The 23,292-nt window shown below is 50.0% G+C and carries 19 protein-coding genes and 1 pseudogene; 7 read left to right on the forward strand and 13 right to left on the reverse strand.

What is annotated here, in order from left to right; all coding sequences use genetic code 11:
* Positions 1–35 precede the first annotated feature (35 nt).
* The 4 genes from EYB31_RS31130 to EYB31_RS31145 form a co-directional block, all read right to left on the reverse strand.
* Positions 36–2,237: an AraC family transcriptional regulator gene (locus tag EYB31_RS31130; protein ID WP_165452706.1), complete on the reverse strand. Its 2,202-nt coding sequence runs from the start codon at positions 2,235–2,237 to the stop codon at positions 36–38.
* 131 nt (positions 2,238–2,368) lie between these two features.
* Positions 2,369–3,955 (reverse strand): extracellular solute-binding protein, encoded by a 1,587-nt coding sequence (locus EYB31_RS31135; protein ID WP_165452707.1) that lies wholly within the window; start codon positions 3,953–3,955, stop codon positions 2,369–2,371.
* 30 nt (positions 3,956–3,985) lie between these two features.
* Positions 3,986–4,837, reverse strand: a complete 852-nt coding sequence (locus EYB31_RS31140; protein WP_240763074.1) for a carbohydrate ABC transporter permease — start codon at positions 4,835–4,837, stop codon at positions 3,986–3,988.
* Between the two features lie 307 nt (positions 4,838–5,144).
* Positions 5,145–7,250 (reverse strand): methyl-accepting chemotaxis protein, encoded by a 2,106-nt coding sequence (locus EYB31_RS31145; protein WP_131017396.1) that lies wholly within the window; start codon positions 7,248–7,250, stop codon positions 5,145–5,147.
* Positions 7,251–7,525: 275 nt separating this feature from the next.
* Here EYB31_RS31145 and EYB31_RS31150 point away from each other — a divergent pair, with 275 nt between their 5' ends.
* From EYB31_RS31150 to EYB31_RS31170, 5 genes are all read left to right on the forward strand, one after another.
* Positions 7,526–9,094 carry a spore germination protein gene (locus EYB31_RS31150; protein WP_131017397.1) on the forward strand — a complete coding sequence of 523 codons (1,569 nt, stop codon included), beginning with the start codon at positions 7,526–7,528 and terminating at the stop codon, positions 9,092–9,094.
* Positions 9,091–10,260: a Ger(x)C family spore germination protein gene (locus EYB31_RS31155; protein ID WP_131017398.1), complete on the forward strand. Its 1,170-nt coding sequence runs from the start codon at positions 9,091–9,093 to the stop codon at positions 10,258–10,260. The genes EYB31_RS31150 and EYB31_RS31155 overlap by 4 nt, the downstream gene beginning before the upstream one ends.
* Positions 10,261–10,262: 2 nt before the next feature.
* Positions 10,263–10,505 (forward strand): hypothetical protein, encoded by a 243-nt coding sequence (locus tag EYB31_RS31160; protein WP_131017399.1) that lies wholly within the window; start codon positions 10,263–10,265, stop codon positions 10,503–10,505.
* A 21-nt stretch (positions 10,506–10,526) separates the two neighbouring features.
* A complete protein-coding gene (locus EYB31_RS31165; RefSeq protein WP_131017400.1) occupies positions 10,527–11,666 on the forward strand; it encodes a GerAB/ArcD/ProY family transporter in 1,140 nt (379 codons plus the stop codon).
* 160 nt (positions 11,667–11,826) lie between these two features.
* Positions 11,827–12,093 carry a hypothetical protein gene (locus EYB31_RS31170; protein WP_131017401.1) on the forward strand — a complete coding sequence of 89 codons (267 nt, stop codon included), beginning with the start codon at positions 11,827–11,829 and terminating at the stop codon, positions 12,091–12,093.
* A gap of 144 nt (positions 12,094–12,237) precedes the next feature.
* On the opposite strand, the gene rnhA is transcribed toward EYB31_RS31170, so the two are convergent.
* Genes rnhA through EYB31_RS31185 form a run of 3 tightly spaced genes read right to left on the reverse strand, consistent with a single transcriptional unit; the run spans position 12,238 to position 15,598 of the window.
* Positions 12,238–12,924 carry a ribonuclease H gene (gene rnhA, locus EYB31_RS31175; RefSeq protein WP_131017437.1) on the reverse strand — a complete coding sequence of 229 codons (687 nt, stop codon included), beginning with the start codon at positions 12,922–12,924 and terminating at the stop codon, positions 12,238–12,240.
* A gap of 24 nt (positions 12,925–12,948) precedes the next feature.
* Positions 12,949–14,757 carry a DNA helicase RecQ gene (gene recQ, locus EYB31_RS31180; RefSeq protein WP_131017402.1) on the reverse strand — a complete coding sequence of 603 codons (1,809 nt, stop codon included), beginning with the start codon at positions 14,755–14,757 and terminating at the stop codon, positions 12,949–12,951.
* Positions 14,758–14,764: 7 nt separating this feature from the next.
* On the reverse strand, positions 14,765–15,598 hold the full coding sequence (locus tag EYB31_RS31185) for a glycosyltransferase family 2 protein (protein WP_131017403.1): 834 nt from the start codon (positions 15,596–15,598) through the stop codon (positions 14,765–14,767).
* A gap of 243 nt (positions 15,599–15,841) precedes the next feature.
* On the opposite strand from EYB31_RS31185, the gene EYB31_RS31190 reads away from it, so the two are divergent.
* The gene (locus EYB31_RS31190) at positions 15,842–16,846 is read left to right on the forward strand and encodes an AI-2E family transporter (RefSeq protein ID WP_131017404.1); all 1,005 of its coding nucleotides are present in this window, start codon (positions 15,842–15,844) and stop codon (positions 16,844–16,846) included.
* Between the two features lie 287 nt (positions 16,847–17,133).
* Here the strand turns inward: EYB31_RS31190 and EYB31_RS31195 are convergent, their stop codons facing one another.
* The 3 genes from EYB31_RS31195 to EYB31_RS31205 form a co-directional block, all read right to left on the reverse strand.
* The gene (locus EYB31_RS31195) at positions 17,134–17,724 is read right to left on the reverse strand and encodes a TcaA NTF2-like domain-containing protein (protein ID WP_131017405.1); all 591 of its coding nucleotides are present in this window, start codon (positions 17,722–17,724) and stop codon (positions 17,134–17,136) included.
* 120 nt (positions 17,725–17,844) lie between these two features.
* Positions 17,845–18,585, reverse strand: a complete 741-nt coding sequence (locus EYB31_RS31200) for a VgrG-related protein (protein ID WP_131017406.1) — start codon at positions 18,583–18,585, stop codon at positions 17,845–17,847.
* A gap of 105 nt (positions 18,586–18,690) precedes the next feature.
* Entirely contained in the window at positions 18,691–19,377 is a 687-nt protein-coding gene (locus tag EYB31_RS31205; protein WP_131017407.1) for an RHS repeat-associated core domain-containing protein, read from the reverse strand.
* Between the two features lie 17 nt (positions 19,378–19,394).
* Here EYB31_RS31205 and EYB31_RS31210 point away from each other — a divergent pair.
* Positions 19,395–20,493 (forward strand): annotated as a pseudogene (locus EYB31_RS31210) (IS3 family transposase).
* Here EYB31_RS31210 and EYB31_RS31215 read toward each other — a convergent pair.
* The 3 genes from EYB31_RS31215 to EYB31_RS31225 all read right to left on the reverse strand — a co-directional run bounded on the left by EYB31_RS31215 (position 20,437) and on the right by EYB31_RS31225 (position 23,288).
* Entirely contained in the window at positions 20,437–21,645 is a 1,209-nt protein-coding gene (locus EYB31_RS31215) for an RHS repeat protein (RefSeq protein WP_131017408.1), read from the reverse strand. The pseudogene EYB31_RS31210 and the gene EYB31_RS31215 overlap by 57 nt on opposite strands.
* A gap of 50 nt (positions 21,646–21,695) precedes the next feature.
* Positions 21,696–22,595 (reverse strand): RHS repeat protein, encoded by a 900-nt coding sequence (locus EYB31_RS31220; RefSeq protein WP_131017409.1) that lies wholly within the window; start codon positions 22,593–22,595, stop codon positions 21,696–21,698.
* A 243-nt stretch (positions 22,596–22,838) separates the two neighbouring features.
* Positions 22,839–23,288 carry a hypothetical protein gene (locus tag EYB31_RS31225; protein ID WP_131017410.1) on the reverse strand — a complete coding sequence of 150 codons (450 nt, stop codon included), beginning with the start codon at positions 23,286–23,288 and terminating at the stop codon, positions 22,839–22,841.
* Between the last annotated feature and the right edge of the window lie 4 nt (positions 23,289–23,292).

The following is a 23,292-nucleotide window of genomic DNA, read 5'->3' on the forward strand; positions in this document are numbered from 1 at the left end:
GATATGCAGCCCCCGGCGGCAGCCCCGCATCCGTCTTAAACTCCGGTCTGTTCATCCGGAAGCGGCGATTTGTTTTTCAGCAGCTTTTTGCGGTATTCTCCGGGTGTAATGCCTTCGTATTTTTTAAAAAACCGGATGAAGCTGTGGGCATCCTGGTAACCTACCAAACCGCTGATCTCCTGCAGCGAATATCGTGATACGGCCAGCAGCTCCTTGCTGCGGGCGATGCGCAGCCGGGTCAAATATTCGAGCGGCGGCTTGCCCGTTTCCATTTTAAAAATCCGGCTTAAATAGCTGCTGCTCAGCCCCACATAATCGGCGATATCGGCAATTGAAATGACACTGTGAAAGTGGCTTTCGATATATTCAACCGCCTTGGCGACGTACACGTTGTCGCCCGTTTTATCGAGCTGGTCTCCGAGCCTTGTAGCGAGCATATGCACATAACGGGAAATAAAGCGGTGCAGCTCCTCGTTATTCGGGCATTTGCTAATATCGAGCAGGTTCATGCCAATCGTCGTATCGTAGCCCTGTTGGTATAACTCGTGAATCGTATTGCTGAGCAGCATCAGGATTGTTTCCAGCAGCCTTTCACGGGAATCGTACCGGCTGTAAATATACTGCTTGAAAAAAGCGTCGACCGTCGATTCGGCCAGCTCCGCATTAGCCGCAATCAAATGGCCGGCCAGCTCCTTTTGGATATGAAGTGGATATTCCAACCGGGTGTCCGCCTCCATTTCCTGCATAAACACAATGTCGTTTTTGTTAATCAGCGCTTTACAGGCAATCACCCGCTTCGCTTCCAGATAAGATTGAGAGATGCCCGCATAATGAAAGTGGCATCCGCCGACCGCAAATTGTACGGAAATCCCCAGCTCTGTTTGCAACATGGCGTTGATGCCGTTGAAATGCTCCGTCATCTTCGTTTTGAGATCCTGATCGAAGTCCGCTCGCCCGATATTGAGGATAAATCCGAGCTGCCCGTGCTCCAGCATCGTTCCTGCGGCCCAGACCAGTTCGGGTAAAGCGTTTTCAACGATACTGAATACCATCAGCGACAGCTGGCTGTCCTTCTCCTCTTGATAATTCGGGACTACAATTAACACCGCAAAATATTCATAAGCAAAATACAACCCCGCCTGCAGCAGCTGCGTTCGAATCAGTTCGGTGTCGACCACATGATCGTTCAGCAGCATATAGATCAGCCTATGCTTAACGATCGGCTTATTTTGCTCCATCGCCAGCTTGATCTGCTCGTTCTCGCGAACGATCCGTTTCCAAGGCCGGTACATGCGCAGCGACAGCATATACGAAGCGATCAGCCCCAGTATAGTAACCAGCAGCGCAATGCGCAGAACCTCCCACTTCTTCACGTCCATGCCTTGCTGGTACGCGCTGTAAGGCGCATCCATGACATAAATCCATGAATTAAATCGCGATTTTACATAGGTGACGAGATGCTGTTCGCCACGTTCATCCGTGACGACACGGGATCCGGAAGCGCTGGATGCGGGTATACCGCCGATCGAAGCGCGAATCGCGCCCGGCTGGCTTTCGTAGACGGTCTCCCCGGTGTCGCCGCGCACAATGTACACGTTGCTGAGATCGGCACCCGCCATTTTGCCTAATATCTCAAAAAATACGTCCTTCTTCACATTAACGACCAGATAACCAAGCGCGTCCTTAGATGTGAGCGGCAGCGGTTTGGCGAAGCTGATGACATCCACCTCAGGGTCCATATTGCGGTGCAGACGCCGAACCTCGTAGTCGTTGGGATTAGCGGCCGGCCCCCGGCTGGCGATACCGTCGATAAACGCCTTATCGTAGAACTCCGCTCTGCGGTAAAAACCTTCTCCCGTCGTCAGCACCTTATCGTTCAGCTTGAAAAACACGTACAGCGAATAAATCAACCTGTTCGTCGAAATCTGGTTTCTGATCGTTTCCTTGAGCTGCTGAAAATCGTAAATATCATATACAAACGGGTTCATCAGCTTTTCGTTCAAATTCGGATTCATCGAGAACTGGACCGCCAAATTGTCGATATTGTCCACAACCATGCGGGTTTGCGACATCAAATACTGCAGATCGGTCAAGGCGTATTTCTCGAACTCTTCTTTTTTCTCCTTGGACAGATGATAATAATACATCACGCTAATGACCGCCACCGGAATAAAGACGGTTATCAAATAAGAGACGAACATTTTGTACAAGAACGGTTTTCGGTTGCTTTGGGCCACACGCTTCCCTCCCGAATGCGCTGCCTTCCGAAGAGCAGCGGCAAACCTATTATTCATCATAAGTTCGATATTCGGAAACGATACCCTTTTTTTGGCATGGGAAGGAGCGTGGGCCCGCGGCGGCCGCTGCATCATTTTTTCGTCTTTTTCCACTCCTCGTTAACCTGCTTTTCGATTTCTTTGCCGCCTTGGCTGTAATACTTCGTGACAAATTCGTCCCATTTGTCGACAGGCCATGTGCCGGTCACGATTTTCGCATAATATTCGGACCACAGCTTCGGCAAATCCGGGTAATCGAGCATCGCTTGAGTTGTGCTCCAGAACTGGTTTTTCACCGTGTATTTGTTGGCCGTTTCCATGGCGGTCAGCGCCTCGTCCACCATCCACCTTCTGTCCACGACCTGGATAAACCGGATCGGGTTGGAGAAGCCTTGAGCGTACAGGTCGGAATACGAATTCACGGTCATATTGATGCGGTTTTTCGCTTTGTCGAAGGTGTAATGCTCGTTTTCCACGCCATAGGTCACCAGCGGGAACCCCGCATCCGATGCGGACCAGTCGATCAGCTTCATCAGCTGCTCGGGGTTTTTCGCCTTGGCGGATATCGCGCGGATATCGTTGTAAGCCGGCATATTTTCAGGCCATCCATTCTTCCCGCCCGCACCCGACGGAGGGGCCAGCAGCTGCACATTGGCGGTCGGCGTCGCTTTCTTTAACGCCAGATTGACCGGCTGCTTCGGATCCACATTAAACGCATTGCCTTCGAAAATGCCTACCTTGGACCCTACCACCTTCTCATCCAGCTGCTTTTGCTCGGTAATGACAAATTCGGGGTCGATCAGCCCTTCCTTAAACCATTTTTGCAGCAGCGCAAGCACTTCTTTCGATTCCGGGAGCACCATGCCTTGCTTGAGCTGCCCGTCGCGTTCATGCCAGAAGTTGGGGATAATGCCGTAAGCCCCGAAGATCGCGGCAAATGTCGTATTTTGCGGATTGGATGGCTTGGCGGCACCCAGTCCGTACGTATCCTTCTTGCCGTTTTTATCCGGATCGTCGTTCGTAAAAGCCTTCAGCACGTTGTAAAATTCGTCCAGCGTTTTCGGCTGCTTCAGGCCAAGGTTGTCGAGCCAATCCTGGCGCACGTTGAACCCGCTGACATCCGGACCGTTAAACGCCTCCGGCCTGTAGCCGACCGGCAGCCCGTATTGTTTCCCTTTGTACTTCAGCGCGTCCAAATCTTTGCTGATTACAAGTTTGCCTACATTGGGCGCGTTTTTCAGCAAATCGTCAAGCGGCATAATCAGCCCTTCATCGGCAAAGCGGGTCAACGTCGGAATATCGACATTAAAGAAGTCCGGCAAATCCCCCGAGGAGGCGAGCAGGTTCAGCTTCGTAAAATATTCCGTACCGCTCGCCAGGTTAACCTGGTAATCGATTCCTTTAAGTCCGGCTTTCTCGAGCCCGGCCAGCACCTCTTTGTGGCCCTTGCCTCCGTCTGCCGGATATTCGGGTGCTCCGAAATTACGGAATATTTTGTACGTAACCGGCTGCGGGGGTGCGGCCGTCTCTTTCTTCTCCGGCTGTTGCGGGGCCGGGGTCTGCGGCTGTGCGGCGGACGGTTTATCCGGCGTGCCGGAGGAGCATGCGGCGACCGACAAGGCAAGCAGCGCGGCGACCGAGCAGCTGCCGATCGTGTTCAGGCGTTTTATCTTTTTCAACGAAAGACCTCCATTCAAGATTTCGTCTCTTTAGCTTTTGACCGATCCAATCATGACACCCTTTACAAAATACTTCTGCAGATAAGGATATACGCACAATACGGGAACTACAGCTACGATAATCGTTGCGGCAACAACGGAATCGACGGACGAGCCGGTCAATTCTCCGGTCATACGCGCCGTAATTTGGCCGTTGATGACATCCCGCAGCAGCAGGGGCAGCGTGTACTTGCTTTTGTCGTTCAAATAAATGACCGCGTTTAAGTAATTGTTCCAAATCCCGACGGCTTCCCACAAGGCGACAGTCGCCAAAACCGGCTTCGAAAGAGGCATCACAATGCCAAAGAAGATGCGCAGCGGATTGGCTCCGTCGATCATTGCGGAATCCTCCAGCTCGGCAGGAAGCGTGCGAAAAAAGCTGAGCATGATAATTACGTTAAAAGCGGAGATCGCGGTAGGCAAAATCAGCGACCATAAGGAGTTGATCAGTCCAAGCTGCTTGACGAGCAAATAAGTCGGAATCATGCCGCCGCTGAACAGCATCGTAAAAAGGACTAGAAACAAAATGACATTTTTGGCCGGCATCTCCTGCTTCGTCAGCGGATAGGCCGTCATTGCCGTAAGCAGCACGCCGATCAGCGTGCCCGCCACCGTCGAGAAGACGCTGTTGCGGTAAGCCACCCAGATGTAGTCCGAACCGAGCACCGTATGATAGGCGGCCGTTGTAAACGCCCTTGGCCATAGGAAAGCTCCGCCCTTCATCGCTTCCTCCATGGAGCTGAACGATAAGGACAGCTCGTGCCAAAGCGGATAGAAGGTGATGACGGCCACCAGCAGCAGAAATACCGTATTCACACCGTCAAACCATCTGTTTTTTAACACATTCAATGCCGATACCAACTCCTTCGCACCCTATGATGAATACGCTCTCATTCTGCCATTTTCCTTCCTCCCTTGAACAGAGGCACAATTTACGATCGTGTCGCATTTCCCGCGATAGGCGGGTGAAGTCAAAAAATAAACAGGATCAACAATTTTTAACATCCACGCCAAAAAAACATCGGGACCCTCCAACTTAAGGAGAAACCCCGATGCTTAAAAACTGCTGCCGGTATGAATCGTATCATTTGCCCAATTCGTTTGGCGCGAGCGAATCCTTTATGCGCGTTTTGCTGCTGTGAAGCAGCCGTTACAGCTTGAACTGCGACAGCCGGTCCAGCAGTTCCTGCACCATGGCGCTTAACGCTGACGAAGAGGAGGATATTTCCTCCATGGAGGCAAGCTGCTCCTCTGAAGCTGCGGCGACATTCTGCGAGCTTGCCGACGTCCCGCTTGACAGCTCGCTGAGCTGCTCGACCGTCGCTGCGATCTGCTGCGTGCCCGCAGACATTTGTTCGGCTGCGGCGGAAACTTCCTGAATTTGAATATTCACCGATTGAATTTCCGTTAAAATGGAAGCAAACAGCTTGCCGCTGTCCTCTACCGTGACAACCCCTTTACCTACCTCAACGGAGCCTTGAGCCATTGCCGCAGCTGCCGACTTCGTATCTTGCCTGATTTCACCGATCAGCTCAGACACCTGCTCTGCCGCCGTCTTGGTTTGCTCGGCGAGCTTGCGCACTTCGGTCGCCACGACGGCAAAACCTTTGCCGTGCTCGCCGACCCGCGCGGCTTCGATCGCTGCATTCAGAGCAAGCAGGTTCGTCTGTGTGCTGATTGTCGTAATCAGCGAAACGATGCCTTCAATTTCTTCGGATCTCCGTTCGAGCTGAAGCATCGCTTGTTCGGATTGACGTACGGTTTCGGAAACGACGCCCATCTGACCGATAGCTTCCTGCAAAGCTGCATTCCCCTGCTCCGTTTGTTTGGTCACTTCTTCGGCCGATTCCGATACGGCATAAGAAGATTCCGCAATCCGCTGGACGCCGGCCGATAAATCGCTCATCGTTTTGGCCGATTCCTCCAAGTGATTATGCGACGCTTCAGCCCCGATAGCCGTCTCCTGGATCGATTGGGTGATCGTCTCCGCCGCTTTGCTGGTCTGCTCCGCACTGGCCGTCAACTGCTGCGAGGTTGCGCCCACCGACATCGCCATATCCGTAACCATCTGCAGCATGGTGCGCAGCTTCGTGATCGTCTCGTTAAAGTGCCGGGCCATCTGGCCAAATTCGTCCTTGCCCCTGACAGGCAGCGTAAACGTGAAGTCGCCTCCGGCAAGCCGCCCCAGCGTTTCGACCGTTCTCTGAATATTACGGACCACCATATAGCGGATAATGACAATGAGCAGCGCTGCAAGCAGCAGCAATGAGAATATGGCAATACTGACGGATACGAGCATGTTGTCCCTATAGGTGGACAACACATTTTGTTCCGGAATCACTGTTTCTACGTACCACGTCTGATCGCTTCCGCTCAGTTGAATCGGCAAGAACGTGCGAAGCACGGAGTCACCGCTAGAATTGATCGAGAAATTTTGCAGCTTTCCGCCCCGGAGTTCCTCCCACACCCGCTGCTTCTCCGGTGTATCGATGTACGACTTGCCGACCGATTCAGGCGAATTGCCGTTGGCGATATAATTCCCCACGCTGGAAACGATGGTCATGTAACCGCCGTTCGGTTTGGTTTCCGCTGCTTTTTTCTGCAAACTGTCGATTGGAAAATCCACACCGACGATACCTACGAAATTGCCCGATTCATCGAGTATCGGCAGGACAAGCGAGGTCATCAGCACTTTTTTGTCGCCTACCTGATATGTATAAGGCTCCATCAGAACAAGCTTCTTCGATTTTTTGGGAAGCTGATAATAATTTCCTGCACCGCTCAGCTCATAATCCTTTAACGGTTCGATCGTCTTCTTGTCGCCGTTGCGGGCTATGTACGGAACGAATCTGCCGCTATCGTCGTCGTAGGCATGCAGCTTGGCGTTAGCTTTATCGTTATTGTCAAAAGCATTAGGCTCCCACGCGGTATAGATGCCGATGTAATCGGGATGCTTATCGAGCAAATCCCCCAGTATCCGAGTCACATCTTCTCGGGATAGTCGCTTTTTGTTCCGCGCATCTAGCAGCACGGTCGACATGGTTTGCAGCATGGACTGCGTATTGACGAGATTGTCCTCGAATTGCGTTGAAAATGCATTGCCCGCCTCATTTGCTTCCAACATGCCTTTACTTAAGCTGACTGTGCGAAGTTGATTCAAATTAAAGCCAATCATGGTGGTAAAAATAATGACCAAGATGAGACAGACAATGCCAATCAGTTTAATTGAAAGCCTTAAATTCCGATACCATGTCATAAGCAGCCACCCCTATATGTGCGAATATGACATATATCGACAAAAAACGAGTCTATTTTTAGTAGTGTTCCGCAGGTTTTGTAAATTTTTTTAACAACGTTTTCAGTAAATCCCGGGCACCTCCTTCATTCGCTCCAGCATCGGGAAACGCTGCTTCATTTCAGCGCCGGGCATCCGCATCACGCCCTCCCTCACATACTGCATATAATCTCTAACGTAGGGGAAAGATGTAAATGCTTTTTTAACAATCAGGATAAGGAGCTGAGGAGATCAGCATGCGTCACTCACCTGATGATAACAGCTCTTCGCCTGCTCCATCGTCATCTTCGGCTTCCGAAGCACCGTCTTCACCGGAGGCCATTTCTTCTTGTCTGGAACGCAATAAGGCGGCTATGGAAAATGCCTTTGTGCAGTGCGGCGATTTCCAGATCGTCCATTGGAACTACGGGCCGGATCTGGGACAATCGGCTTTCTCCGTTTATTTCGAAACGCTGACGAAGACAGCTCCCGCCAGACACCTTAAGGACGCACTGCAAAATCTGGTCACCTGCGAGATGGAATCGGCGACATCGTTTACGATTGAGGAGGTCATGGAGTTCTTTGAACGCTTCGGTGTATCTTCGCTTTCCGCTGAGCTGATAGAGGATCTGGAGCAAGCTGTTACCGGCGTTCTGGATGGGAAAGTAGTGATTTTCTTCAACGGCTGGTGCAAAGCGATCGCTTATATGGCGCTAGATGTCGAACGCCGGCAAGCTTCTGAGCCGATATCCGAGCCTTCGGTACAAGGGCCGCAGGTTGGCTTCACCGAAACGCTTGACCGGAATCTGGGAGTTGTTCGCAGCCTGCTTAAATCGCCCAAGCTGAAATTCGAATTTATACAAGCCGGAGAAGAGAGCCGGAGGGCCGTGTCATACGGCTATCTGGAAAACTCGGTCAAACCGGAGCTTCTCGATGAGTTCAAGAAGCGCTTAAATTGCATCGGCAAAGCGGAAATTTTGGAGGTTTCCTACCTGGAGGAATGGATCGGCGATAACCGCTTCTCTCCTTTTCCCCAGGTTCGTTATACGGAACGGCCGGATACGGTCGTCGCTTCCCTGCTGGACGGCAAGATTGTAGCGATGGTAAATGGAAGCCCAAACGCCATGATATGCCCGGTTACATTTATGGAATTTTTTATGACAAGCGAGGATTATTATAATCGAACGATCTTTTCTTCCTTGATTCGGCTGATCCGGGTAGCGGCTTTTTCCATTGCGTTGCTTCTGCCGAGCACCTATATCGCTTTGTCCACCTTCCATTCCGAGCTGATTCCGACCGTACTGCTGCTGGCCATTCTGAACACGCGCGAGGGGATACCGTTTCCCGCCATGATCGAGGCGCTCATCATGGAATTTTTCTTTGAGCTGCTGCGGGAAGCCGGCATTCGCTTGCCGCGGCCGATCGGTTCGGCCGTGAGCATTGTAGGGGCCCTCGTCATCGGGCAAGCGGCTATTCAATCGCAGATCGCTTCCCCGGTGATGGTCATTGTCGTCGCTTTGACCGGCATCGCGTCTTTCGCCCTTCCCCAATACAACATGGCGATTGCGATCAGAATCTTGCGATTTCCGCTCATGTTCCTCGCCGCTTCGTTCGGAGGTTTGGGCATTATGGTCGGCTTTATCCTGATATTCCTGCACCTGGCTACGCTTCGCTCGCTGGGCCAGCCGTATCTGGCCTCATTGACCACCCTGGACGCCCGGAGGATGCGCGATGCAATCATTGTCATGCCGCGGCAAATGCTGATTCATTCGCCGCGAAGCCGGCATTTGTTCAGAAAAAACTCGGAGAGGAAGAATGCGCCTTGAAACGGCTCACTTCCCTGCTCGCGGCCTTGTTGACCCTCGGCTTAACCGCAGGATGCTGGGATAATAACGAATTGGACGAATATGGGTACGTTCAGGCGGTGGCCATTGACCGCGATGCCAGCGGCGTTATCGGAGTGACTACCCATTTTTACAATCCTGCCAGCAAAATGAACGCTACCGAAGGCATTAAAGCCGGACAAAAAGGAATCAATATCCGCACAAGCGGTGAAACCTTTTTTGAAGCGATCAGGGACATTCCCACGGAGTTCGGACGTAAGGCCAAATGGGACCATATGCGTGTCATTCTGCTCGGGGAGGAGCTGGCCAAAACGGAAAACATCCGGGAGGTGCTCGACTTTTTCTCCAGAGATCACGAGCCGCGCGGCACCGTCATGCCGATGATTGCCGAGAAGGAGGCCGGCCCATTTCTGAACATTCAACCCTTTATCGAGCAAACGATTGGCCAGCAGTTCAAAAAGATGGAGACAACGGGCACCGTGTATTCTGCTGACACCTCGAGCATTCCGTTGTACGAGATGGCCATCCAACTGAAAAGTCCGTCCAAAACCGCGGTTCTTCCTTATCTGCATAGAAATCACACGCCACACAGAGCCGTCGTCTCCGGGGTTGCTTTAATCCGGGACGGCAAGCTGGTCGATATCCTTGACTCCCCCGATACCGAGTCGTTCATGATGCTGACAGGCCGTTATCGCAGCGGTGTGATTGAGTTTCCTTGCCTTCGGAACGGCAACGAGAACCAGAGCAGTAAGGAATCGCTCGAAGTGCTGACGTTTCAAAGCAGCATGACGCCGTTGGTGGAGGAAGATCATGTGTCCGTTCATGTCCAGATCCGAATTGAAGGTACCGTCGGCGAACTGCGCTGTTCTCATCTGAAAACTAAAAACGACGTTGCGCGCTTCGAGAAATCAATTAAGGAGAAGGTTGAACGGCAGCTTCAGCACACGGTCGCATATTTCAAACAACAGGAGGTCGATGCGATTGGCATTGCCAATCAGATTTACCGCAACTCTCCGAAGCTTTGGAAACGTCTTGAACCCGACTGGGGGAAACATTTTGCCCAGAGCGAATTTCACATTGATGTTACGGTAAAAACGTTGAACACCGGCTTAAATGTAGGCACACCATTCGGAACAAAGGAGAAGTAGTCGTGTACGGAAAATTAGCCTGCTTTCTGCTGCTGGCCTGCGCCATGTTGATTCACGATATACCAAAGTGCAAACAAGCCACCCGGCACGACCGCTTGGCCTACATCCTCATACTGGCTCCGCTTCTTTATCTGGGGATTGTCTTTATATGGGGCAAATCTTGGCCTAACCTGGATACGCTCTTTAATCTGTTTGCCCCTCCGGCCCGGCAAATCGTGCGCTGGCTTGATCCGGCAAGCACTTAAACATGAAAGGAAGGGGAACGCATGAATAAACAAGCAAGCGTCAGCTCGTTCCATATGGCTCTGCTGTTCCTCTTTTTCATGACAGGTTCGTCCATTGTTATCGTCCCTTCGCCGCTAACAAATATGGCCGGCAACGGGGCGGGGATCTCGCTTCTGATTGCCATGGCGGCAGGCACCCTGCTGCTTGGCGGCGTTCATTACTTGTACCGGCAATCGCCGAACCGTTCCCTCATCGAGCAGGGCCGATTGATGCTCGGAAGCCGCCTGACCCTTGTGCTGCTCATTCCGTTCACTTGCGTGATGTTCTGGAACGTTGCGGGGATCGTCATCGAAATCGGCATATTTTTTAAAAGTACGATGCTGAAGGAAACGCCGACTTACGCAGTCAGCACTTTATTTTTTCTGATGATCGCGCTTACGGCGATGGCCGGCATTGAGGCAATGGCTCGCATGGCCGTTATCCTGCTGGCTCTGATGTTCGGATTTATCATTCTCGTCTGGTTGCTGGTAGCCCCTTTATATCATCCCGAATACCTGCTGCCTGTTATGCCCGAAGGACTCCCGCCCGTGCTGCATGCGGCTTATGTCGTTTACGGCTTTCCCTACTCCGAACTTATCGTGTTTTCAATTATCCTGCCGTTTGTGCGGAGCGAAGATACCCCCAGACTTGGGAAGCAGCTGTATATAGCGCTAGCGATCAACACCCTCACGCTGATGGCCTCGGTCATCTGCAGCATCATGGTGCTGGGACCGCTGTCCGGGGACTTGAAATATTCGTTATTTCAGCTGGCCAGGTTGATCTATATCCAAGAGATTATCGAACGTATCGAGTCGGTCATCGGTTTCTCGCTTATTATCGGCTTTTATTTCAAAGCATCCATCCTGCTGCTGATCCTTATGCGGACATTGAAGGAACTGCTTAGGCTGAGCAACGAACGGCTGCTTGTTTTTCCTGTGGCCTTCATTTGTCTGCTTCTGTCACTCACCACCTACACCCAAGAATCGAAAATGGAGGAAATCGTCAACGTAACATGGCCCCTGCTGAACAGTCTTGCTTACGGTTTGCCCTTGCTGCTTATTATTGCGGCGACATTCATCCGCAAACGGATGAAGCGAAGCAAACCCCCGTCTGGGGAAAACCGAGAAACCGAAGTGCCGTAAGACAGTGTGTCATCAGCACCTTACACAATGTGCCTGAAAGTGATGGTTTTCAAGCAGATGTACGGCAAATAAACCGCTTCTAGCGGCGCACCGGCATGGATGAAAGTGGCTTGCCGGGGCATAATAACCTCCGATGACCCAATAAGGAGGCACAACATCCATGACCATCGACAAAGACATGAACCCGTTCTCCGGTGAAGAGGTGGAAACGGACGGCATTTACGCCAACGAGGCGGGACGCGAGGAGCTGCTGCGGCGCGGCGATACGTTCCCTTCCGACCTGACGCTTGGCAAAACCGAGTGGGAGCTCGTCAGTCTGCCGCTGGAAAGCCAAGAGGCCGAGCTGTACAAAGACGAATCGTCGGAAAACAAAGCGCTGCGCAAGCATCTGGATCTTGGCACACGTTCGCCAAAAACACGCACCTAGCGCATTTTTGCGATACCGTCATTTAGATATACATTGATTAAAAAGGGCTGTCTCCTGCGTTGAATATGAGCTGCCTCCCGGCCTGGCCAGAGGAGTGCAGCCGTATCCAAAACGCCGGAACAGCCCTGTTTTTTTGCGGAATGGTTATTTCCGCCCGTAGTCGGCTTTGATTTCGCCCCACTTCTTGGTCTCCCACTTGAGCACCTTGTTCGGGTAGCTGTTGCTCTTGAGCCATTGGACGGCCCGGTCGACCAGCGTCCAGATTTGCTCGGTGGAGGCGTCGCGTACGAGGTTGCTCGCTACCGCTTTGTTGCGCACCCAGCTGAGCGCCGTTCTGGAGTCGCTGTACACGGTCATGCTGCTGCCCTTCTTCTTCAGATACGCCAGCGCATGCACGATGGCGAGAAACTCGCCCATGTTGTTTGTGCCCTTGGGAATCGGCTCATGGAAAAAAATCACTTCTCCCGTTCGCGTACTGACCCCCTTGTATTCGACAATGCCGGGGTTGCCGGAGCAGCCGACGTCGACGGAAATGCTGTCGTAGTCGACTTCCTCGGGTTCGCTCCCCGCTTGCGAGGAACGCGTGCGGCCGGCGCCGTAGGATCCCGCCGTCTTGCTTCCGCCGCCGCTTGCTGCGCTCTGCGCTTTGCTTGCCGCGGCGAAAGTCGCCTTCCAGCCTTTGGCGTAGGCCGCCTTCGCTTCCGCTTCGCTCTCGAACGCTTTAAATTTTGCCTGCGGATAACCGTTCGTTTGCGCTTGGCATTCCGCCCATGTCGTGTAAACGCCGGGCTGCTTGCCTACCCAGACGACGTAATATTTCGATTTGGCCACGGATTTGTTCAACTTCCTTTCTGTTTACCGTGCATTCGCCTGCTTGAAGAAGTCGATCAGCACCGCGCCGTATTTCATAAACTTCGCTTCGCCGATCCCTTTGATCTTCAACATCGCCGCCGGATTCGTCGGACGCACCTCAGCCAGCTCGCGCAGCGTGCTGTCGGAGAAGACGACGTATGGCGGCACCTTGTCGCGGCGGGCGATGTCCATCCGCAGCTGCCGCAGCTCCTCGAACAGCCCGTCCGGCGCGGCCGGACGTTCTTCCTCGCGGCGCACCCGCTGCACGACCTTCGCTTCGCCGGTCAGCACTTCCAGCGCCGCCGGAGTCAGCTTAAGCACCGGATACTGGCCGTCGGTCAGCGACAGGTAACCTTCGGCCGCCAGCATGTTAATCATGTCGGCGATGTCTTTTTCCGTAAGCTTTTTCAGCAGCCCGTAGGTAGGTAAGCTGTCGAAGCCGAGCTCCAGTACCCGCTTGTTACGCGATCCCTTAAGCACCGAGGCAACCGTCGTGACCCCAAACCGCTCCCGCATCCGCTTGACGCACGAAAAAATCATCTGCGCCGTCACCGTAATGTCGGTCATCTCGGTATCGCCGCTGCAGTTGCCGCATTTGCCGCATTCTTCCTCGGACATATCGCCGAAGTAACGGACGATATATTTTTGCAGGCACATCGTTGTATGGCAGTAGTCGATCATTGAGCGCAGCTTGCGCTGTTCGTGCGTTTTGCGTTCGGGATCCATCACGGACTGTTCGATCAGAAACTTCTGGATATGAATATCCTGGGGGCTGAACAGCAGGATGCAGTCGCTTGGCTCGCCGTCGCGTCCGGCGCGGCCCGCTTCCTGGTAATACGCCTCCATGTTTTTCGGCATATTGTAATGGATGACATAACGCACGTTCGACTTGTCTATGCCCATGCCAAACGCATTGCTCGCCACCATCACCTGCACCTCGTCGTACAGGAACGCGTCTTGGCTCTCTTTGCGCTCCTTGTCGGTCATGCCCGCATGGTAACGGCCGACGGCCACGCGTTTCTTCAGCAGCGCTTCGTACAGCGCGTCGACTTCCTTGCGGGTGGCGGCATAAATGATGCCGCTCTCGCCTTTGCGCGCGCCGATGTAGCCGCCCACGAAGTCGCGTTTGTTCTCGCCTTTGACGATGCCAAACGTCAGATTGGCCCGGCCAAAGCCGGTCATAAACTGGTTTGGTTCCTGCAGGCGAAGCAGTTCGACGATGTCGCGGCTGACCTCCGGCGTCGCCGTCGCAGTAAAGGCGGCCACAATCGGCCGCTGCGGCATCTGTGCGATAAAGCCGTGAATCGCGCGGTAGCTCTGGCGAAAATCGTGGCCCCACTGCGATACGCAGTGCGCCTCGTCGATCGCCACCAGCGGCACGTCCAGCGTGTTGATCAGCTCCTGAAACCGCTCCGTCTCCAGGCGTTCGGGAGCAATGTACAGCAGCTTGTATTCGCCTTTGGCCGCCTTGCGGATGCGTGTCTCGGCTTGCGCATAAGTCAACGAGCTGTTGATAAAAGCCGCGGAAATACCGTAGCTGTCCAGACCGTCCACCTGATCTTTCATCAGCGAGATCAGCGGCGATATGACGATCGTCGTGCCGGAGAACAGCAGCGCGGGAATTTGGAAGCAGATCGACTTCCCGCCGCCCGTCGGCATAATGCCCAGCGTATCCTGCCCGCTGATGATGCTGCGGATGATGTTTTTCTGCCCCTCCCTGAAGGCCGGGTAGCCAAAATATTGCTGCAGCAGCGCTTCCGCCCGCGTCAAGCTTACTTGCTCCAAACCCACCGTGTGTTCCTTCCTTTCCATGCTATGGTTAATTATTATTATCTTGCTTGTCCGCTTGGACGCGGCGCGACACGATCGGCTGGCCGTCCCATAATAGCTGGGTCTCCGCTCTGCGGTTTTGCATATCCGGTTCTTCGAGCAGCAGGAAGAAATTTTTGGTCGGCAGCTCCCCCAGCCCATGCTTGGCGGACAGCTTATCCAGGTACGGCCGCATGTTCTCGTGGTTGCCGGACATGTTGTCGCCCATCCCGGAGAAAGCGTAGAGCGCGCTGGCGACCGGCACTCTTTTGACCCGAAACCGCTCGACCGTCCGCAAATAAAAATCCCAATCCCAGTAATGGAACATCTCCGTATCAAACGGCCCCAACGTGTCGTGAAGCACTCTGCGATACAAGCAGCCTGACGAGAAAAACGTGGAAAACTTCCGCATCCCTTCCACATCGTGCTCATAAGCGAAGGTAAACCGTTTGGTCGGCCGCCGCATGCCATCTTCGATCACATAGTCGAAAATCTCCACATCGGAGTAAACGAGGTCGCTGTCCGCGAGCTCCGCGATCATCCGCTCCAGGTGACCCGGCAGCAGCAGATCGTCGTCGTCACACAGCATAATCAGATCGCCCGTTACTTCCTGCAAGCCGCGATTGCGGGCAAACACATGTTTTTGGTTGCCCTCCTGGTTAACGACCTTGATATTTAATTCAGGGTATAACTCGGCTGTAAAATCTACCGGCTCCCCGTTGTCATTCACAATGATGATTTCCATATGCCGGTACGTCTGCCGCGACAACGCCTCCAGCAGCTCGCACAAAATATCCGGCCGGTTATAGGTCGGAATGATGACCGAAACAAGCGGTCGCTCCATAAGCTCATCTCCCGCAACTTCGTCGTTCCCTGTTTGATGCAGGGCGCGATTTTTATGGATTCTATTATAGCACAATTTCAGACCGCCTTCGCAGCTTCGATAGAACGAATTCCGCCCGACTGCACCAACATGGTTTCCCGGCACACGCGATTCTTGTCGATTATTAGACCGCTCTCTCTAGTGGCGGAAGCCCGGATATGCTAAGATGAAATTAGGCGGATTTTGCGAAATGGGGATGAATGGATGGATTATTTCAAGCAATTTTTTTCCAATTTGACGGTGAGGCGCTTCTTCATCATCTTACTGATCTGCGTTCTGTTGATTACGATAAGAGATATGCTGAATTTGGTGCTTTTAACCTTCTTAATTGCTTATGTCATGAACAGTATGCAGCAGGCAGTATCCCGGAAGACGAGCAAATTTCTGGTCATTAACAGCAAGATTATCATTGTCGTTTTATATTTGGCGCTGGTCTCGGTTGTCGTTCTGGCCCTCGTCCATTATTTGCCGAAGCTGCTCGTTCAGCTTATACAGCTCAAAAACGTGATGATCAGCTTGACGACCATGCCGATGCCGGAAGATGAATTTTTGCGTTATATCTACCGTACGCTGAAAGAATTGAACCTGCAAAACTACGTCAAACAAGGGTTTGAATATATTTTGCGGGCCAGCAATTGGGGAACGACCTTCGTCATGTCGCTCATTTTGAGCTTTGTGTTTATTCTCGAGAAAAACCGCATCGTCTCTTTTACCTCAAGGCTCAAACAAAGCAAAATTTCGTGGCTGTATGATGAGCTGGAGTATTTCGGGAGAAAGTTCCTCTTGTCCTTCGGTAAAGTCATCGAAGCGCAAATTTTGATAGCGCTGTGCAACACAGTGCTGACTACGATTGGCCTGTGGATTCTCGGGTTCAACTATTTGTTTGCGCTGGCGATTATCGTCTTCCTGCTGAGCTTGGTCCCGGTGGCGGGATTCCTCATTTCGCTCATTCCGCTTTGCATCATCGGTTACAATATCGACGGCATCACGATGGTTATCTATGTGGTCATTATGATCGCCGTGCTTCATTTCATCGAAGGTTACTTCCTGAATCCAAAGCTCATGTCCTCCAAAATGAACCTTCCGATGTTTTACACGTTCCTTGTGCTTCTTTTCTCCGAGCATTATTTGGGGGTATGGGGCCTGATTGTGGGTATCCCGATTTTTATCTTTTTGCTGGATATTTTGGATGTGGATACGTCGAGTTGAAGAAACGCCGGCCCGGGTTGGGTCGGCGTTTTTTAGTGGTCGGTTGTGGTACAAAGTACTGGACTAAAACATCTTTGCTGCCCAAAGTTGCTAGAATCCATATGAAAGAAACTTAGTGAGTATAGAACCAATTTAGACTAGCACTGCTAAGCTACAATCCTCGACTGAGTGACGAACACTCAATCAAAGTTGACAATTACAACGCACAATTTGTATTGGATGCCAAGCTTGCCAGTCTTTTAATAAATCATCGAAAATTACTAAGCCACTTTCCGTCTTATTATCCATTATTTCCATTCATTAACATCTTTTAAACCAACTACTCCTTTATCTAGCACCGCTGTGTAAACCCATTTAAATTCTTTTGTTTCCGAATCAGTTCTGTTCGGGTATGTTATAGAAATTTTTTCTTCAACATAAATTTGATACTCATTGCTTTTTTTATCTATTTTTATATCTTTAATAGTATATTCAATTAACTCTTCTTTGATTTTTTTCACATTTAAATTGGAGATAAGCTGTTTCTGAGAATTGTATAAATTACTTTCTGAAATTAAAGAAGGTTCCACTAGTGAAAAATCATTATTATTTATTGCATCAATCAATGTTTGTTCATAATTTTGAATTAACAATTCTAGATAAAACGTATCCGCTTTCGCACTTCCTTGTTCTAACAGCTCCTCCTTGGAAGGAACTAGATTAGGCAAAGAAGCGGGGGCAGGCGTAGGAGTAGCGGCGGGAGTCTGAGTATCTAAATTACTTTTTATTTTAGCATTCTGTGGATTTTCAGCGCGCTCTGAAGTAGATGGTTTTAGGAAACTACAAGCTGAAAGTAAAAGTAGTACTATTATAAAAGAATAAAATAATATTTTTTTCATAGATCTATACTCCTTAAAAAATATCAGAATAAAATTGTTTGTTCCAAAAAGCACCAGATGGATATTTTCCCCTCCAACTTACATTAAGTTGGAGGGCCACACATTTTATTCCGACTGTATCTAATTTCGTTCTTTTGAAAGCATCTTTAGAGCTTCATTTGGTTCGTCAACATTCAATCTTTGCCATACTGATGCTTGAACTGCTGCAGAATTCCCACCAAAATACTTCAGATTGTTCTTAGAACCACTTCCGCTTTCTGCATAAATTGTTCTTATAATTTCTTCTTCACTTGCGCTTTTAATATCTAAGCCACTTAATGCATTTATAATGACATTCGCCCCTCCAGTAGCACCATGTTGAACTGATCTTGACCAAATAACATTTTTCAATGCGAAACTATGTTGATCTACATCAAATCCAATATCGTTCTTTAATTTACTTATAGTCTTATCATAATACTGCTCTTTCGTATAATCGTGTTGCAATTGTAAAAATACGTTACTATTTTCATTTGCTATTTCCTTCCATGTACTATTGAACTTCTCGCCATATTTATTTCCATCTTTTTCGTAAGCAGAAAGTAATCTTGCATAATAGTCATCATCCTTATCCTTCAGCCACTTAGTAAACGATAATGGGACATTAAATGTACTTGCAAATTGATAGGCACCATAAGAGGCACCACCTAGATCCCCATTCCCGTTCGAGACTGTCCCTGGCTTCCCATTAGATTCATACTTTTTAGATAATATCCCTAACTGTGAATTATTACCCGTCCCCTCAGAACCATTAAATGATTGATTACTACTGGTTTCTTTCGAAGAAATCCCATTACTAGGACTCGGGTCTATGCTTGGCACAGCTCGATACAAATCTGCAATTCGTTTTAGATCGTCCGCACCTGTTACAGTAGGATCCTCTGAAGCTGTTTTTATAGTAACGTTGACAGTCCCAGAATCTACAGATCATGTAATCTGGTTGGCAGAGGAATCTTTACCCGATGCGTTTGCAGTCGTCGCTACGTCTCTGACCGAAACTTGTAGTTTATTATCATTTGATATTCTAAACATGGTTCCATCACTTGCTACGCCTTGCCCGTGTACCATGTCATTCAAATTGTAAGTCACGATCTGATTGCCTAGAGCAAGTGTCGCCGTTCTCGTGTTCTCATTCCACTGTACAGATCCACCCAGTCCTTTGGCTATATCTGTCAAATTACCCGTAGATACTCCATTCTCCACTCGGGCATTTCCAATCTGTTCCCCTCCCACTGTAATATTCGCTGGAGTGGAATACCAATCTGGATATAGCGCATGTAAAACTTCATCTTTGCTATACACACTTCCATTCTCGTCCTTATACCAACCCTTATTCTCTATTTCATTTTGAGCCCATATTGCATTACCATCATCGCCTTTCGCCATTTCTCTTAACGCATCTTCATACTCTTGACTATAAGTCGCCGTCGCCGCAGAATGTCCACTTGGATCAACAAACATAATTGGATTATTCGTCACATACGTATATAGATTCAAGCTGAGTGGATTAGAATCCTCGCCCCAATAGCTATCTTCGGAAATAAATCTTCCTGGATCGGCTACACTAAGTTGGACAATAAAAATGAGGGCTTGTAGAATAAACCTATCATTCAAAGGAGCGGATCTCTACAATGCCAAAACAACAACGATGTACCTTTACAGCAGAATTCAAAAAACAAATGGTGGAACTCTATGAAAACGGAAAATCCAGAGCAGCAATTGTAGAGGAATATGACCTCACAGCCTCCGCTCTAGATCGCTGGATCAAACAGGCCCAATCGACGGGCTCCTTCAAGGAGAAGGACAATCGCTCTTCCGAAGACAATGAGCTGGTTGCCTTACGAAAAGAGAACCAGCGTCTGAAAATGGAGGTGGATATTTTAAAGCAAGCCGCGCTGATCATGGGACGAAAGTAGCTATCATCCAGAACAACCGTGATAAATACTCGGTATCAGCAATGTGCGACGTCCTGCAAATCGCAAGAAGTACGTTTTACTATGAAGCGAAGGAACAAGCGAATGAAGACGATGTCACGGAAGCGATTACGGACATTTTCCATAAGAATCGAAAAGCTTACGGTACGCGCAAGATCAAAGTCAAGCTCCAGGAACGTGGTTTCGTCGTCTCCAGGCGTCGAATTGGTCGGATCACGAAAGAGCAAGGGCGCAATATAAACCTCTTAAGGTCGCGTGTAATGAAGCGTCTACAGCCAATACACTGAGTCGCCAATTCGATCAGACCGAGGCTAAACGATTCGTTGTCAGCGATCTAACGTATGTGAAGGTTCAAAATCGTTGGCATTACATTTGTGTACTTATCGACCTGTTCAATCGAGAGATCATCGGCCATAGTGTAGGTCCTCATAAGGATGCTGCGTTGGTTTCTCGTGCCTTTGCGACGGTTCAGGGTGATTTATCTCAGATTCAATGCTTCCATACCGACCGCGGCAGCGAGTTTAAAAATCAAAAGATGGATGAGCTTTTGGAGACATTTGAAATTGGCCGATCCCTAAGCGCGAAAGGCTGCCCTTACGATAACGCTGTGGCCGAGGCGACCTACAAGATTATGAAAACGGAGTTTGTGAATCAGATGAATTTCCAGAGTCTTCGTCATCTGGAACTGGAATTATACGATTATGTGAACTGGTTTAACAAGCATCGGATTCATGGATCACTAGGATACATGACACCTGTTCAGTATCGCCATGCAGCCCTTAAAAAAGTTGTCTGATTTACTGTTGACAATCCATCCCGTATACGAATTGTAATAACGTGCACGTAGGTAATACAACCCTGTTTCCTCATCTAAAAACTCTCCTGCGTACCGAATCGCGTTGCTATACTGCTCCACCGTCAAGATTGCGTTGCCGAAAATATCATAGTCGTACTGATTCTCCACAACGCCTGCTTCACTCACGGTCTGAACGACATCTCCATGACCGTTGTACAAATAATATGACAGCTTGTCTAAGTTATCGATTCGAGCTATGTAATTAATACCTTTAACATACCTTACCGTCACCTGATCGGTTGCATCGGTTTCCAAAATGACATACTGCCGGTCGTATAGATAGTTCGTCACTTTCTCTGCATATCCATCCTTAGAATTGCGTACGGTTTTACGTGTCCGGAGATCGTCGCCATTGTACACATAGTCAAGAGTGACCCGCTCCCCGGCTTTCACCTTCTCCATCTGCTTCAACCGGTTGAAGCCGTCGAAGGTACTGCTAACTTTCTCCAGCAGCGTGTTCAGTTCGTCCGCCACTTCGTCGCCGTACAGGTTGCCTCCGGTTGTCTGCCTCATGCTCTTGGAATGTGGACGCAAATAGCTGACCTTCTGGCGTATTTCATTGCCATTCTCATCGTACAGATAGCCGGTGGTCTTTTCCAGCGCTTTCTTGCCCTCAGCATCCAGCATCGTTTCCACAAGCTGAAGCAGCTCGTTCGCCGCGGAATACACGTACTCGCTTTTCTTTACCGTGTACTGCACTTCCGCTTGGGTACCGGGGTCGTTGTAACCGCTCGGCTGCTCGGACGTGTAGGTCTCCTGCTGAGACTGACGGTTACCTGCACGGTCATAGCCGTATACGGTAGTCTTTCCAGGAGCTTCCACCTTCTCAATTCGCCCTGCGGCGTCATAGCTGTAATTGGTTTTACCGAAGCTATCCGTCTTCGTCGCTTGACGTCCCGCATCGTCATAAGTGTAACTGTATAGGGATATTTCGCTGCCGTCCGGTTTTTTGTTAGCCAGCGATACAAGCCTGTTGTTCCGGTTAAAAACATACTCCTCACGTACGCCGCCTTGATACTCAATCGACGTCCGGTTGCCGTTCACATCGTAGCTGTACGCTGTGATTTTGCCGTTAAAGTCAACATGCTCCATCCGGCTCGATTTGTCGTAACCATAGGTCGTCGTAAAGCCCTTCGCATCGGTTACAGTCTCGATGTTGCCGATGTCGTCGTAGGTAAGGCTAGCTGCATAACCCCGTCTTTTTCAATGCGTTTCAATTGGTTGCGACTGTCGTAGGTGAAGCTGCTTGTGCCGCTATCGTCCTTCATTGAGATTCGGTTACCCACTTCGTCGTAAGCATACATAATCCGGTCGCCGGTTTCCGCTACTGATTTCTCTACGAGGAAGTTGCGGTTGTCGTACTGGTACTTCGTATGGTTGCCGAGGCGGTCAATCATAACCGCCACGTTCGCAGTGATGTCGTACTGGTAGCGGATCGAACGGTTTGCCGCATTCGTCGTTTCCCGCAGCAAACCGAAAGCGCCGTAGCTATATTTCGTTGCTTTTCCTAGGCCATCATCGATCATGTATAGCTTATTACCGGCTTTGTCATAGTCGTATGCTGTGGCAACACCAAGCGGATCAGTCACCTTGGTTAGTCGGCCTGCTGCATCGTACTCGTAGGAGGTGGAGTGACCCAATGCGTCGGTTTCCTTGACCTTCTGCCCCGTCGCATTGTACCGGTATGCCTGCGTAAACAGCCCTGGCTCGTTACGCGCGGCCAGTTCCGGATCGATCATTTTCACCAGACGGTTGGCTAGATCATACTCGTACAGCGAACCGTACCGTTCTTCATCGGTATCGCCCGACAAATATCCTTTAGCATCGATTTTCTTGATGATGTTGTCGTTCGCATCGTACATATTGCGCTGAACGACAACATGATACGCATCAGTTACAGTAACAAGTCGATTGAGCTTGTCGTAGCCGTAAGTCACACTATTTTGCTGAACGTTTGTTACGACGATCCTGTTGCCGGCAAGATCGTACTGGTAGGCCAGCGTATGCTGCTCCGGATCCGTGACCGTTTGCAAACGGTTCATGTTGTCGTACGAATAGCGGGTTTCGAAATTTCGTTCGTTACGCTCAGAGACTTTGTTGCCTACTTCGTCGTAATTATACTGTTTAAACAGGGCGGCTCCGTTCAGCAGTTATTAATCGAAGCCTGGCCTGGGTTATTGGATGTTTTAGAAGTGGACACATCAAGTCGAAAAAGGATCGCCGACCCGGAGAGTGTGAGTCGGCGATCCTTTTTTATCTTTGTGCTGGGAGCAGCGATTCTCTGATTACTTCCCTTTTTGGGTATTCACCTTGTTCATTTTATAGTTAATTTCTTCTATAGCTTCTTCTGCACATTGTACAATTTGCTGTTTAGGATGGCTTAAGTATGTTTTGATCACCGAAAGATACTTAGCCTTGCGGGAAAAACCAAGACATAAAATAATATCTTCAAGATAGGTAACGTTGACAGTCTCGAGATCGTTAAGTAGAGGATCCCATTCTATATCTTCCCCAATATTTTGATGAACGGCAGCAAGACTCATAGCATTAAATAAACTTTCCTTAATTGCCCCATCCTGTTCTCTACGGGCATGTTCCATCATTTCGTAAATAAGAACTTTCACCATCTCTTTATTGACTTTACCATATTCAAGTATGTCCGCAATTTCATCTATCTTGCGCTCTGGACAATCCGAATTTATAGCATCTCGGTACATTTGCAATATATCAGCCATGTCA

The organism is Paenibacillus thalictri, assembly GCF_004307995.1.
Taxonomy (GTDB): domain Bacteria; phylum Bacillota; class Bacilli; order Paenibacillales; family NBRC-103111; genus Paenibacillus_AF; species Paenibacillus_AF thalictri.